Annotated in this window: 13 protein-coding genes and 1 pseudogene; 9 read left to right on the forward strand and 5 right to left on the reverse strand. The window is 71.4% G+C overall.

Annotated elements, in window-relative coordinates; translation table 11 throughout:
- Window positions 1-171 precede the first annotated feature (171 nt).
- Window positions 172-684: an NADH-quinone oxidoreductase subunit H gene (locus AV521_RS37830; RefSeq protein ID WP_256725852.1), complete on the forward strand. Its 513-nt coding sequence runs from the start codon at window positions 172-174 to the stop codon at window positions 682-684.
- The gene (locus tag AV521_RS37835) at window positions 681-1,358 is read left to right on the forward strand and encodes a hypothetical protein (RefSeq protein ID WP_076095248.1); all 678 of its coding nucleotides are present in this window, start codon (window positions 681-683) and stop codon (window positions 1,356-1,358) included. Before AV521_RS37830 ends, AV521_RS37835 begins: the two co-directional genes overlap by 4 nt.
- Before the next feature lie 11 nt (window positions 1,359-1,369).
- Here the strand turns inward: AV521_RS37835 and AV521_RS51640 are convergent, their stop codons facing one another.
- Entirely contained in the window at window positions 1,370-1,927 is a 558-nt protein-coding gene (locus AV521_RS51640; RefSeq protein ID WP_256725853.1) for a hypothetical protein, read from the reverse strand.
- A gap of 97 nt (window positions 1,928-2,024) precedes the next feature.
- Here AV521_RS51640 and AV521_RS51645 point away from each other — a divergent pair, with 97 nt between their 5' ends.
- Window positions 2,025-2,747 (forward strand): proton-conducting transporter membrane subunit, encoded by a 723-nt coding sequence (locus AV521_RS51645; protein ID WP_256725854.1) that lies wholly within the window; start codon window positions 2,025-2,027, stop codon window positions 2,745-2,747.
- A gap of 4 nt (window positions 2,748-2,751) precedes the next feature.
- Window positions 2,752-3,213 (forward strand): NADH-quinone oxidoreductase subunit C, encoded by a 462-nt coding sequence (locus AV521_RS37845; protein ID WP_256725855.1) that lies wholly within the window; start codon window positions 2,752-2,754, stop codon window positions 3,211-3,213.
- A gap of 141 nt (window positions 3,214-3,354) precedes the next feature.
- Here the strand turns inward: AV521_RS37845 and AV521_RS37850 are convergent, their stop codons facing one another.
- Window positions 3,355-4,857, reverse strand: coding sequence for a HAMP domain-containing sensor histidine kinase (locus AV521_RS37850; RefSeq protein WP_076095349.1), 1,503 nt, complete (start codon window positions 4,855-4,857; stop codon window positions 3,355-3,357).
- Window positions 4,854-5,600 (reverse strand): response regulator transcription factor, encoded by a 747-nt coding sequence (locus AV521_RS37855; RefSeq protein WP_076095250.1) that lies wholly within the window; start codon window positions 5,598-5,600, stop codon window positions 4,854-4,856. Before AV521_RS37855 ends, AV521_RS37850 begins: the two co-directional genes overlap by 4 nt.
- A 364-nt stretch (window positions 5,601-5,964) precedes the next feature.
- Between AV521_RS37855 and AV521_RS37860 the strand changes: the two genes are divergently transcribed.
- The 4 genes from AV521_RS37860 to AV521_RS37875 are packed head-to-tail and all read left to right on the forward strand — an operon-like array spanning window position 5,965 to window position 11,881.
- Window positions 5,965-7,560, forward strand: coding sequence for an IucA/IucC family siderophore biosynthesis protein (locus tag AV521_RS37860; RefSeq protein ID WP_076095252.1), 1,596 nt, complete (start codon window positions 5,965-5,967; stop codon window positions 7,558-7,560).
- Window positions 7,561-7,620: 60 nt separating this feature from the next.
- Window positions 7,621-9,309 (forward strand): IucA/IucC family siderophore biosynthesis protein, encoded by a 1,689-nt coding sequence (locus AV521_RS37865; RefSeq protein WP_107481131.1) that lies wholly within the window; start codon window positions 7,621-7,623, stop codon window positions 9,307-9,309.
- On the forward strand, window positions 9,306-10,532 hold the full coding sequence (locus AV521_RS37870; protein ID WP_076095256.1) for a type III PLP-dependent enzyme: 1,227 nt from the start codon (window positions 9,306-9,308) through the stop codon (window positions 10,530-10,532). The genes AV521_RS37865 and AV521_RS37870 overlap by 4 nt, the downstream gene beginning before the upstream one ends.
- Window positions 10,529-11,881 carry an MFS transporter gene (locus AV521_RS37875; protein WP_079249606.1) on the forward strand — a complete coding sequence of 451 codons (1,353 nt, stop codon included), beginning with the start codon at window positions 10,529-10,531 and terminating at the stop codon, window positions 11,879-11,881. Before AV521_RS37870 ends, AV521_RS37875 begins: the two co-directional genes overlap by 4 nt.
- A 286-nt stretch (window positions 11,882-12,167) precedes the next feature.
- Here AV521_RS37875 and AV521_RS51650 read toward each other — a convergent pair.
- Window positions 12,168-12,317: pseudogene (locus AV521_RS51650) on the reverse strand (AraC family transcriptional regulator); the annotation flags it as partial.
- Here AV521_RS51650 and AV521_RS51655 point away from each other — a divergent pair.
- Window positions 12,247-12,675: a hypothetical protein gene (locus tag AV521_RS51655; protein ID WP_256725862.1), complete on the forward strand. Its 429-nt coding sequence runs from the start codon at window positions 12,247-12,249 to the stop codon at window positions 12,673-12,675. The pseudogene AV521_RS51650 and the gene AV521_RS51655 overlap by 71 nt on opposite strands.
- Window positions 12,676-12,989: 314 nt before the next feature.
- Here the strand turns inward: AV521_RS51655 and AV521_RS37890 are convergent, their stop codons facing one another.
- Entirely contained in the window at window positions 12,990-13,712 is a 723-nt protein-coding gene (locus tag AV521_RS37890; RefSeq protein WP_305965213.1) for a TetR/AcrR family transcriptional regulator, read from the reverse strand.
- Between the last annotated feature and the right edge of the window lie 62 nt (window positions 13,713-13,774).

A 13,774-nucleotide genomic window follows, 5' to 3' on the forward strand; every position in this document is an offset into this window, starting at 1 on the left:
CCGTTTCCCCTGGAACGGTTTCCCGGCGGCAAACTCTCCAGAAACCCGGCAAAACACAGGAAAAGCGGCGTTACTCCGGACACCGGTCGCCTTGTTGGTCCCCTGCGGAAGTCCTCACCACCACGCGGGAGACGTTCATGGGCCTGTTGGAACCGACGGCTGCTGCTGTCGGTGTTCGCGCTGTCGATACCAGCCGGGACGACCAACGTCCCGGCGATCGTCTCCGGCGCCATCCACCAGCCGGCCCACCTCGCCTCCCCCGCCGGGCTGCAGGCCGTGGCCGCGCTCGCGGTGGCGGTACTCGCCGAGACCGGCCGGATCCCGGTGGACCACCCCTCCCCCCACCTCGAACTGACCATGATTCACGAAGCGATGGTGCTGGAGCACGCCGGGCCCGACCTCGCACTGGTCGAATTCGGCGCCCAGATGCGCCTGACCCTTCCGCTGGGACTGCTGTCCTCGCTGTTCCTCCCCTGGGGCATCGCCACCGAGACCTCGTTCCTGGCACTGGCCTCGGCGCTCGTGCTGTTCGCGGTGAAGGTGCTGCTGGGGGCGGCGCTGACCGCGGCTGAGGCCTTCTGGGCCAAGATCCGCCTGTTCCGGGTGCCGGAACTGCTCGCGGGGTCCTTCCTCCTCGCACTGCTCGCGGTGACCGCCTCCTACTTCCTGAGCGGAGTGTCATGAACGCAGGCCTGACCACCCAGCTGCTCGACCTGGCCTGCGGGGTCTTCCTGCTGGCGGCCGTACTCGTGCTGTGGCGACATGAACTCGCCGCGATCGTAAGGGCCTTCGCCCTCCAAGGCGTCGCCCTGGGCGCGATCGCCGTGCTGCTCGGCGCGCACGAGGGACGGTGGGACCTGAGCGTCGTGGGCCTCGGCATCGGGGTGCTCAGGGCCGGGGTGCTGCCCCATCTCATGCGGCGTGTGCCGGCCGCCCTGGCCGCCGACCGCGAGAGCGAGGAGGTCCGCGAGACCCAGCCGCTGGTCAACGTCGCCGCCTCGCTGCTCACGGCGGCACTGCTGACGCTGCTGGCCTACGCCGTCGCCCGGCTCCTGACCGAGTTGCACCCCACGCCGGCCGCACGCGCTCTGCCGGTGGGTCTCGCCGTCGTCCTGATCGGGTTCTTCGTGCTGGCGACCCGCAGACGGGCGCTGGCCCAGGTGGTCGGCTTCCTGCTGCTGGACAACGGCATCACCGCCACCGCCTTCCTGGCCACCTCCGGCGTGCCGCTGATCGTCGAACTCGGCGTCTCCTTCGACGTGCTGCTGGCGGTGCTGGTGCTGCAGATCCTCACCACCCGGATGCGGGAGGCGTTCGGTACGACCGACATCGACGACCTGCGGGAGCTGCACGACTGATGCCGTATCCATCAGGAGGCGCCGCGCTGCTGCTGACCGCCCCCGCCGCGGTACCGCTGCTCGTCGCCGCCGCGTATGCGCTGACCGGTGCCCGAACGCCCCGCCCGGCCCCGTTGCTTACGGGTGCGCCACACCCGGTGAGCGCACAGACACCGGTCCTGCTCGACGAGGAACCCGAACCCGAGCCGCCCCCGGAGCCGTTTCCGGCTGCTTGGGCCGGCATCGTCTCCCCCGTGGCGATCGTGCTGTGCGGGAGCCTGCTGGCCATGGGTGTCCTGGACGAGGGGGCGTTGTCCGCGTACTCCGGGCTGCTGCGTGCCGATGCCCTGACTGTGTGGATGCTGCTCGTCGTCGGCGCCGTCGCGCTCGTCACGTGCGGCTCGGCGTCCGCGTACCTGGCGGGCGAACGCGCCGCGGACCGGGCCACGGCCCGTACAGCGCGCCACTACCACGTCCTCGTGCACGCCTTCCTCGCCGCGATGTGTCTGGCCGTGGTGAGCGGCAATCTCGGCGTGGTGTGGGTCGCCGTCGAGGCCACCACCATCGTCACGGCCTTCCTCGTCGGCCACCGGCGCACCCGCAGTTCGGTGGAGGCCGCCTGGAAGTACGTGGTGATNNTGGCTGCCCGACGCCCACAGCCAGGCCCCCGCACCCGTCTCCGCCCTCATGTCCGGCGTCCTGCTCTCGGTCGCCTTCGCCGCGATCCTGCGCTACCGGGTCATCGCCGACGCCGCCCTGGGGCCCGGCTTCACCCGTGTGCTGCTCGCCGGAATCGCCCTGCTCACCCTCACGTTCGCGGCCGGGCTGCTACTGGCCCAGCGTGACTACAAGCGGATACTGGCCTACTCCAGCATGGAACACATGAGCCTGATCGCCCTGGCCACAGCGATCGGCAGCCCACTGGCCCTGTCCGCGGCGCTGCTGCACATCGCCGGCCACGGGCTGGCCAAGTCGGCCGCCTTCTGCGCCTCCGGCCGCATCCTCCACCTGACCGGAACCGTCCGGATCGGCCGGGTCCGGGGGCTCCTGGCCCAGGCTCCGTCCCTGGGTGGGGTGTTCGGGTTCGCGGTGGTGGCGTTGCTCGCCCTTCCACCGTTCAGTCTCTTCGCCTCCGAACTCGGCATCGTCCGCGCCGGTCTCGCCGCCGGGACCGGGCGGGCCTGGGCGACCTCGGCGGCCGTGCCGCCGGCCCTCGTGGCCTTTGCCGCACTCACCGCCCGCACGGCCCGCATGCTGCTCGGCCCCGCCCCTGCTCCAGCGCCCGCCCCTTCGAACCCGGGCATCTGGCCGCTCTGCGCGGGCCTGGTGGCCTGCGCCGCGCTGGGCACCACCACCGGACCTCTCACCGATCTGTTGCAGGCCGCGGCTCAGGCGATCGGAGGTCACTGACCCGATGCGCACCAACCACGAGATCAGCCTCACCGAACCCCCCTCATACGCCGAGGAGTTGCTGAGGACCGGCGGCCATCGCCTCACTCTGATCGCCGCGCACCACGACGAGCACGGCATCCGCGTGGTGTACGTGTTCACGGCGGACCCACCCGACACCCGCTCCGAACTGCACGTCCGCCTCGACCCCGACCGCCCCGAACTGCCGACGCTGGCCCATCTCTCCTTCCCCACAGGCCGGTTCGAACGCGAGATGCGCGACCTGTTCGGCATCGTCCCCCTCGACCACCCCCTGCCCCACCGCCTCGTGCGCCACTTCCACTGGCCCCGCGGCTGGTACCCGATGCACCCCGACGCCGGCCCCCCGCCACGCTTCAGCGAACAAGAAGGCCCCTACCCTTCCTGGAAGTCGAGGGCGACGGCGTCTACGAGATCCCCGTCGGCCCGGTCCACGCAGGCCTCATGAACCCGGCCACTTCCGCTTCTCCGTCGTCGGCGAGACCATCCTCAAACTCAAGGCCCGCCTCTGGTTCGTCCACAAGGGCATCGAGAAGCTCTTCCGCCTGAACTGCTTCGGCGGCGGGGACGGCTGACCCGCCCATACCGGTCATGTGTCCTGACGTGACACCGTTTCCACGGCCGTCCGGCTTCCGGTCGCACCATGACCGCGCAGCGGAGGGATCCTGCGGTGGGCCGTCGCCTGGGTCCGGGGGCGGGCGGGCTGTGCGGGCCGCAGGCGGACCACCGCGTCCAGTCCTCCTTCCGGAGCGGCCTCCAGCGTGACCTCGCCACCGCTCGCGTGGGTGAGCCGCTGGACCATCGGCAGGCCGAGACCCGTGCCGTCGTGGTGGGCGTCCGAGGCCCGCCAGAAGCGGTCGAAGGCGCGGGCACGGTCCGCCTCGCTCATGCCGGGCCCCTGATCGATCACATGCAGCTCGACCAGCGGCGCCGTACGGCCGCCGTCTGTTGCTGCGGTGACGGTCGCCAGGGTGATGGTGGTGCCGGGAGGGGACACCCGCAGCGCGTTGGAGAGAAGGTTGTCGATGATCTGCTCCAGTGCGCCCGCGACCGCCCACACCGTGCCGACCCTCGGGCCGGCCACGGTGATGTCGACGCGCTGATCACCGGCGAACGCGGTCCAGATCGCCGCGCGGTCGGCGACGACGGCGTCGAGGTCGGCGGTCTCCGGTGTGCTGGCCGCGTTCTCCAGCCGGGCGAGGGCGAGCAGTCCCTGGACCATCCGGCTGAGCCGTCCCACCTCGCCGATCGCTTCGTTCAGGCTCGCCTGCGCGCGGGGCGCGAGGTGGGGCTCGAAGTTCTCCAGCCGCAGGCGCAGTGAGGTGAGCGGGGTCTTCAACTGGTGTGACGCCTCGGAGGCAAAGGCCTCCTGGGCATGGAGCAGGTGTTGCAGCCGGGTCGCCGTGTGTGCGAAGGAGGCGACGAGCCGGCGTAGCTCCGGCGGCCCGCGGTCGGGCGCGGGCGGCTGGGTGAGGCTGCCGTCGGCGAGTTGCGCGGTGGCCCGTTCCAGGTCCCGCAGCGGCCTGGTGATCCAGCGGGCGAAGGCGAACCCGATCAGGGCGGCCACGGCGAGCGCGCCCAGCGCTACGAGGGCGAGCAGCACCCAGGTGCCCTGGACTCTCTGCGCGAGGGGAGCCAGGGGGTACAGCGATCGTACGACGCAGGGCACGCCGTCGTTCGACGTGCCGGGGACGGTCGCGAACAGGACCTTACGGCCCGGCACGAGGTCGTCGCTGATCCCGGTCGCGGGTCCCTCGTGCAGTGCTGTGGCGATGTCCGGTGCGGCGGACAGGTTCTTTCCCGCGGCCGAGGCGTCGGCGGTGTCGGTGAGGACGAAACCCTCGCGGTCGGTCACGACGACGCTGCTGCCGGTGCGCCGCGCGTACTCGCGGGCGAGGCCGGGCAGGTCCGACACCAGTCCGTGCTCGAGTCTCTCCTCGCATACCCCGGCGAGCGTCACCGCGCCCAGTTCCGCCGTGTTGGAAAAGCGGCTCAGCTCGCTCCGGGCATAGACGAAGCCGAACGGCACTTCGAGGGCGAGCAGGACGAGCAGCATGAGGCTGAGATAGCTGAACAGCAGGCGGCGGATCACCGGACGCCGTGCCACGGCTCGGGCCGTACCGCGGAGCCGTGGGGCGGGGCCAGGCGGAATCCGATGCCGCGGATGTTCTCGATCCAGGAAGGGTCACCGAGTTTGCGGCGCAGCGCGGCGATGTGCACATCGAGTGTCTTCGTCGGGCCGAAGTAGTCCGGCTCCCAGACCGTGTCGAGAATCTGCTGGCGGGAGCAGACGGCTCCGGGATCCTCGGCGAGGCAGACCAGCAGGTCGAACTCCTTGGGCGCCAGGGCGATCGGAATCTCGTGCACCCGCACCTGCCGGGTGCGGCGGTCGATACTCAGAGGGCCGATCCGCTGGGCGCCACAGCCATCGGCACGGCTTCCGCCGGCAGCCTCCGTGCCGGAGCCGCCGCCGTCGGGAGACACGGTCCGGGCCCGGCGGGTCACGGCTCGGATCCTCGCCACCAGCTCCCGGACCCCGAACGGCTTCGACACATAGTCGTCCGCGCCCAGCTCCAGGCCGAGCACCCGGTCGACCTCGGAGTCCCGAGCGGTGATCATGATGATCGGCACCGCCGAACGAGCGCGCAGCGCCCGGCAGACGTCGATGCCGTCCATGTCGGGCAGCCCCAGATCCAGCAACACCATCGCCGGCTCTGTCGCGGCCAGGCCCTCGGCGCCGGTCCGCGCGTGTTCCACGGTGAACCCGAAGCGACGCAGCCCCTCCGCCAGTGGTTCGGCCACCCGGTCGTCGTCCTCGATCAGCAAGACGTGCATGCCGACAGGCTCACAAACGGCCGCCGGATCGCGTGCCGCAATCGCCGGGATATTCCCTCGTCCCGGTGATTTTTCGTCTCGCTGTATGAATTATGGGAGACCTATAGCGTAGTGACAGGGTGCGGTTAGGAGATGGTTAAGGGCCGGAGGGGTGCGCCACCGGCCACCTGGGGCTTCGGGCTGAAGACACACGTTGCCGTGCCCCCTCGGGGCGCTCAGGCTCTCCGACCGGGAAATGCCCCGTTTCCCGGAATCAGGCTCGGCGCCGCGTGCGGCATCCCCTTTATCGGCGCTGGATTTTCGTTTAACCGAGGTCGCCTAGGGTTCGAGACAGGAAATCCCACCGACATCCGGGAATTGCGCCATGCCGACCCAAGCCCTCGACAAGACGATCTCCGAACTGCGCCGGGTGCGCCAGGATCTCGTGGAGCCTTTCCTGGCCGCGCTGCCGGGAGCGCGGGCCACCGTGCTCAGCCGTCTCTGGGGCGCCTTCGCCCGCGAGCCGCTGCCCGGCGTCACCGCCCGGCAGCAAGCAGCGGAGCAACTGGTCGTGACGCTCCAGCACGGTGCGCGGCTGGCCGCGGCCGGCACATGTGCCCAGCGTTTCGCCGACGTACCCGAGGACTTCAGCGTGGCCGGGCCCGACGGCCCGATCCGTGAACCGGCCGATCTGCTCGCCCAGTTGGGGCTGCACACGGCCGCCGCACAGCGACTCACGGCGGAGCTGGACAACAGTGTCGTGAACCTGGCCCTCGCCCGCGCGGCGAACGCCAAAGGTTTCCCTCCGCCGCGTGACGCGGTCGATGCCGAACAGGCGGTGGTCGAAGGCCACCCTCAGCACCCGTGCTGCCGTACCCGTACGGGCATGTCCGTCGCCGAGGTGCTCGCGTACGCGCCCGAGCACCATCCGGTGGTCCAGCTGGCGCTGCTGCCCGTCCCCGCCGACCGCTGGCAGGGCACCGCCGCCTGGCCCGAGGAGCTCCGGGACGGCGACACCCATCTGCTGCCGGTCCACCCCTGGCAGCGGGACCACGTCCTCGTTCGCCACCCCGACCTCACCACGATCCGGCGCACGATCCCGGCCCGTCCGCTGCTGTCGTTGCGCACCCTTGCTCCCGTGGGCGATCTGGCGGGCCGCCACATCAAGACCGCGCTCGACGTCCAGGTCACCAACTACCGGCGCACCATCTCGCCCGTGGAGGTGGCCGACGGACCGCCGCTGTCCGAGCTGGTCTCGGCGGTCGTCGACAAGGCCGGGTACGGCGACGGCCTGCGGATCCTGCGCGAGCTGGGCGGGGGAACCGTGCGGGTGGCCGGGCAGGCGTGTGCGAGCCTGGCGGCGATGATCAGGGAATCCACCGATTCCCACCTGGGCGCCGGAGAGATCGCCGTACCGCTGACGGCCGTGCACGCCACCGGCGCGGCCGTGGTGGCAGGCGATCCCGTGCGCTGGCTGGCGGACTTCGCCGAACTCGTCCTGCCGCCTGCGCTGACACTGCTGTCCATGGGGGTGGCGCTGGAGGCTCACGGCCAGAACACGCTCGTCGCACTGCGGGGCGGCCTACCGGTGCGGGTGCTGTACCGGGACCTGGACGGGGTGCGGATCAGTCCCCGCAGGCTCGCCGCCTGGGGGTGCGGTGTGCCGTCGCTGGCGGGCACGCGCGCCGGTGACGACATCGACGCTCTGCGCACCAAGCTGTTCGGCGGACTGCTCACCGGGGTGTTCAGCGAGTTGGTCGACGTCCTCGCCCGGACCCGGGCGGTCGATCCCGCGGCGCTGTGGGAGTCGGTGGCCCGGGTCGGCCGCCGCGTGTACGCCGAACTGCCCGACACCGGAGACGCCTCGGCCTTCTTCGGGGACACCCTGCCGCTGAAGGCGACGGTCGCGATGCGTCTGGCAGAAGACTCCGGAAAGGCGCAGTGGACCGGGGTACCCAACCCGCTGGCTCGACACCTCTGACATCCACGGGCCACGCGACGGACGACTGATGCACTCATGACGACGGACTGGAGCTTGCGCATGTCCCTCCCCGCTTCCACCCCCGACGCCCGCGCCACCACCGGAGCGCTCAGCGCCGACGCCGTCACCGCTCACACCCTGCTCAACTGTCTGATCCGCGAGGTCTCCGCCCCCGAGCACCAGGTGACCGTCGATCGCGGTCACCTCCTGCTGCGCCTGCCCCGTCGCGGCGTGTTGCTGCGGGCGAGACTGCGCCGTGTCTCGATGATCGGGGCACACCGCTTCCAAGGCCCCGTCGAACGGCACGACGAGGGCGCCTGGGTCACGGTGGGCTGGCGCGAGCTGGCCGGCCATGTCCAGGACGAGCTGGAGCTGCGCACCGGCGTGGCGAACGGCGAGTTCCTGGACCAGGTGGCCGACAGCCGAGAGACCATCCGCACCGCCCTGGAACACCGCGCCCACGGGATGCCCCAGCAGGACCCGTATCTGACGTCGGAACAGTCCCTGGTCTTCGGCCACCGCTTCCATCCCACGCCCAAGGCGCGCACCGGCGACCCGGCGGACTGGCTGGCGTACGGCCCGGAGACCGGCGCCCGCTTCCGTCTGCGGCACCTGGCCGTACGCCGTCACCTGGTGCAGCAGGAGGGCGACCTGAGCGAACTCGACGCGCTGTGCCCGTCGGCCGACCCGGAGTTCATGACACTGCCGGTGCACCCCTGGCAGTTCCGGCTGCTGAGCCGGCACGAGCGGCTGCGTGCGGCACTGGCCGCGGGAGAGGTCGTGGACATCGGCGTGAGCGGGCCCGAGTGGGTGCCCACGGCGTCGGTACGCACGCTCTACCAGCCCGACGCGGACACGTTCCTGAAGTTCAGCCTGAACGTCCGCCTCACCAACTGCGTCCGGAAGCACGCCCGTTACGAGCTGTCCGGCGCCGTCGCCCTGAACGGCCTGCTCCAGCCCGTCATGGCTCAGCTCGCCGAACGTTTCCCCGGATGCGCGCTGCTCGCCGAGCCCGGCTACCGCACGCTCGCCGCCGACGGCGACACCGAACTGCTGGAGGGGTTCGGTGTCGTGGTCCGCTCCGGGCTGCGCACCCATCTGCGCCCCGGAGTGACGCCCCTGCTCGCCGCCGCGGTCGCGGACGAGTACCCCACCAGTGCCGCCCACGTCACCCACCTGCTGGCCCGCGGGGACGGGGACGTACTGGCCTGGTGGGACGCCTATCTGCGGCTGCTGCTGCCGCCGGTGCTGGCCGCCTACTTCGAGCACGGGGTCGTACTGGAACCGCACCTGCAGAACGTCGTCGTCGGAGTCAACGCCGACGGCACACCCGTGCGGATACTCTTCCGCGACCTGGAGGGCACCAAGCTGCTGCCCCGCCACCACGCACCTGCGCTCGCCGCCCTCCCCGAGGACGTCCGCGGCTCCCTCACCTACGATGCCGAACGCGGCTGGAACCGGGTCGCCTACTGCCTGCTGGTCAACCATGTCGCCGAGGTGCTCGGCGCCCTCGCCGACCTCGGTCCGGCGCGCGAACCGGCGCTGTGGGGCCTGGTCCGCGACCGGCTCGAAGCCTGTGCCGGCCTTACCGGTGGGCCGCCGCGGCTGCGCGCCCTGCTCTCCGGGGTACCGCTGCCCGCCAAGGCCAACCTCCTGCTGCGCTGGGCCCGCAAAGCAGACCGGCACGCCACCTACGTCCCCCTGACCAGCCCGCTCGGCGCGGGCTTCCCCCGCGAGGTGCCCCTGTGAGAGCCGCCGTGCTGCACCACGTACACCGACTCACCGACGACGAACTGCCCGCCTACGTCTACGACTTGACCGGCTTGCGCGCACACGCCCGCACCATCCGGGCCGCGCTGCCGCGGCGCGTCCGGTTGCTGTACGCGGCGAAGGCCAACTCCGACCCCCGCCTGCTGCGCACCCTCGCCGAGCACGTCGACGGGTTCGAAGTGGCCTCCGGCGGCGAGATCCGGCACATCCGCGGCCTCTTCCCCGACGCGCCGATCGCCTTCGGCGGCCCCGGCAAGACCGTGGCCGAACTGGCCCAGGCCCTGGACGCCGGGGTGGAACGCCTGCACATCGAGAGCGAACACGAGCTGCGCACGCTGACGACCGTGCTGGGCGACCGCACCGCCGACGTGCTCCTGCGCGTCAACGTACCCGTGGCGGTCCGCTCGGTGGCGCTGGCCATGGGCGGCGGACCGAGCCCGTTCGGTCTGGACCCCGCCCAGCTGGACCGCTGCCTGCGCATCATCGCCACCGACGGCCGTATCCGGCTGCGCGGGCTGCACGCCCACCTGGCCAGCGGCCTCGACGCGCCCGCCCATCTGGCCCTGGTCGACCAGGTCATGGGCTGGGCGGACGACTGGGCACACCAACGAGGGATCACGCTGAACGAGGTCAACATCGGCGGCGGAATGAACGTCGAGTACACCGACGCCAACGATGTCTTCGACTGGCCGGCCTTCGGTGGCGGCCTGCGCCGGACGCTGGAGCGCCACCCCGAACTGACGCTGTGGATCGAACCGGGCCGCTCGGTCACCGCCTACTGCGGCTGGTACGTCACCCAGGTCCTGGACGTGAAGTTCAGCTGCGGCGAGGCGTTCGCCGTCCTGCGCGGCGGCACCCACCATCTGCGCACCCCCGCCGCGAAACAGCACGACCAACCCTTCGAGATCATCCCCGACGACTCCTGGCACCGGCCCTGGGACCGGCCGGAGGCCCGTGACGAGCCGGTGACCCTGGTCGGTCAACTGTGCACACCCAAGGACGTCCTGGCCCGCCACGCCGCGGTCCCCCGGCTGCGGGTGGGCGACCGGATCGCGTTCGCCATGGCCGGCGCCTACGCCTGGAACATCTCCCACCACGAGTTCCTCATGCACCCTCACCCGGCCTTCCACCACGTCGACGACGCCGACGCGCCCCTCATGCACACCGACGACGCCCACACCTACGTCGGCCGGACGGTATGAGCACGGACCACCGAACCGGCGGGCGAAGCGGCAACAGGGCTCCGGGGACGGCGCTCGGCACGCTCACGGTACGGCCCTTCCGGCGCTACCTGCTCGGCCAGTTGACCTCCAACATCGGCACCTGGATGCAGCGCGCCGCCCAGGATCTGCTGGTCCTCCACCTCACCGGAAACAGCGGCAGCGCGGTCGGGATCGTCACCGCGCTGCAGTTCCTGCCCCAGACACTGTTCGGCCTGACCGGGGGCGTCCTCGCGGACCGCTTCCCCAAGCGCCGGCTGCTGCTGATCACGCAGTCCGGCATGGCGGTGCAGTCGCTGCTGCTGGGGCTGCTGACCGTCACGGGCGCGGTGAACCTGTGGTCCGTGTACGCCCTCGCCCTCGCCCTCGGCACCGCCACCGCCGTGGACAGTCCCGCACGCAACGCCATGATCTCCGAACTGGTCAGCCGGGACCGGGTGCCCGCCGCAGTGAGCCTGAACTCCGCCCAGTTCAACGTCGCCCGCATCCTGGGCCCGGCCGCGGCGGGCCTGACCGTCGCGGCCTTGGGCACCGGCACGGTCTTCCTGATCAACGCGCTGTCCTATCTGGCGGTCCTGTACGGCCTGATCACCGTCCCGGCCGGCAGAGCGAGCGAGCACAACCGGGCTCAGCGCGGCGGGCCGTGGCTGACCGAAGCGTTCCGGCACATCACCGCCACCCCGGAACTGCTGCTGCCGATCGCTCTCATCGCCGTCGTCGGCACCTTCGGGTTCAACTTCCAGGTGACGATCTCCCTCGTGGCGATCAAGGTCTTCCACTCCGGCACCGCCGCCTTCGGCTACCTCTCGGCCGCCTACGCCGCGGGCAGTCTCGTCGGCGCGATCCTCGCGGCCCACGGCGGGCAACCTCCCACCGTCCGCCGCCTCGTCACGGCGACGGCCGTCTTCGGAGTGCTGGAAGCCGCGCTGGGTCTGATGCCCGGCTACGGCACCTTCATGGCGCTGCTGATCCCGAGCGGCTACGCCGCGGTCACCGTCACCACCACCGCCAACGCCCTGATCCAACTGCATGCCGGCCCGCACCTGCGCGCCCGTGTGCTGTCCGTCTACTTCCTCGTCCTCCTCGGCGGCACGCCCGTCGGCGCTCCCCTCGTCGGCCTGGTCTCCGACGCCTTCGGTACCCGGGCCAGCCTGTTCCTGGAGGGCCTGCTCTCGGCGCTCTCGGCAGTCGCCGTCTCGGCATGGGTCACCGTGCGAAGCCGACGCCGGGCCCGGATCGACAGCCTGACCGGCCGCGCCGGTCCCTCGCTCACAGACCCGCACGACACGCGCCTCGCGTCATCGGGCAACGCCACGACCAGCGACCGATGAGCGCCGAGCGACCGGCTCCCGGTCCCGGAGCGTCGGCAGCACACCGGCGCAGGACGGCTGGTGAGGATGCTACGGCGGTGTGTATCCGCGGATCTCCGCCGCACACCTGTTCACGCCCCTGCTGTTCTTCCGCGCCGAGGAGGCACCGGACGGCACGCCCTACGACACCCAGTGCCCGGTCTCCGGCTGGGGCTGAACACGAGCGTGCAGACCCGCGTGCCCTGCACACCACCGCGATCCGGTCGAGCGTGTCGTCCGTGCTCTCCAGTCGGCTGCGGGCTGCTTCCAGCCGTACGGATTCGACGTAGACGCCGGGTGTGGTGCCCGGTTCGCCGCGGAAGAGCCGGTTGAGGTGTCGTTCGCCGATGCTGGCGCAGGTGGCGAGATCGGCGACGGTCAGCGGGCGGGTGAGGTTCTGGCTGATGTGCAGGCGCAGCTGGTCCACCCTCGGCGTCGCCACCGGCAGTGCCTTCCCGCTCGCCTTCACCCTGCTCGGCCTGCGTTCGGCCACCCCGCGGGTCGCGGCCCGGCTGTCCGGCATGGCCCAGACCGGTGGCTACCTCATAGCCGGAGCCGGACCGCTCGTCATCGGCCTCCTCCACGCCTTCACCGGCCCATGGAGGCTGCCGCTCCTCCTCCTGCTCGCCCTGCTCGTCCCCGAGACGGTCTTCGGACTGCCGGCCGGCCGCCCCGCGTTCGTCCAGGTCGCCGCCGGCACCGATACCCTCCGCGAGCTACTTCGACTCCATGCAGTGCGCTCTACAACACGCCCACTGCGGGAACGGCAACGTTGAGCGGGCCCAAGCCGAGGGGATTCCCCGGGCTGTCCAGGACTCCGCCGATGGACGACTCGTCAGAGGAACCGACGGTGGGCGGGGGCGCGAGCCGCGCAGCAGCTGCGGGCGTGTGGGCCGCGCCTACCCCGAGGGCGCCGACGGCGACGAGCGTGACAGCCGCAATCCGGCAGGACTTGATCATTGAGATCCTTCGCAGCGGTTCGTCCTTCTCCTGGCACGACACACCTTCACCCGTGGCGGGAAAGGTCGCCCTGTCGACGCGCCGGTGGGTTCCGGGCTCCGGGTGACGCCTCGTCCATGGGCGGCGTGGACTACGGCCGCTCGCCCGGCCGTTGATCCGCCACGCGTCCCCTCCGCACCTTCCCCTCGCCCAGGAGCCCGTCAAGCGCCGTCAGCACGTGGCCGCAGATCTCTTCCGGTGCCGCGCTCGCCAGAGGTTCCTGCCCGACCACGACCCGCATCAGGCCGATGCCGAGCAGCCAGGCCATGGCGAGCTGGGCGCGCAGCGTGCTGTCGTCGGCCGAGGAGAGGGCGGCGAGCGCGGCGGCGTACTCCTCCCCCAGCGCGCGGACGGTGTCCGGGGCGGCGTCGGCACTGCCGATGGAGCGAAGGTAGACGGCCAGCAGCCGGTCCGAGTCGGGTTCACCACCTCCCTCCAGGACACCGCGCAGTGCGGTCTCGAACAGCCGGTCCGGTGGCGTGTTGTTCAGCTGCTCCTTTCCTCCCTGCGCCATGACCTCGGTCAGCAGGGCTTGCTTGGAGCCGAAATAGCGGAATATGAGTGCCTGGTTCACCCCGGCGCGTCCGGCGATGTCGCGGACGGTGGCCGCGTCGTATCCGCGCTCGGCGAAGACCGAGCCGGCCGCGTGAAGGATGCGCGAGCGGGTGCCCTGGGCGTCACGCGGGCGGTGCGGGGGGCCCTGGCGCGCAGGCCCGCTGCCCGGCGCATCGTTCGCAGGAGCGCCGCGCGGCCCCTCGTTCGCAGGCGCGCCGCCGGGCCGGTCCTGGTGCCGTGTGTGCTCGCTGGTGTCCACCCTCTGCTCCTTCTGTCGCCATGAGCCCCCTCGCGCCTGCCGAGGAGCCGTCAGAGTAACGA

Origin of the sequence: Streptomyces sp. IMTB 2501 (genome assembly GCF_001953885.1) — a bacterium.
Lineage (GTDB): Bacteria > Actinomycetota > Actinomycetes > Streptomycetales > Streptomycetaceae > Streptomyces.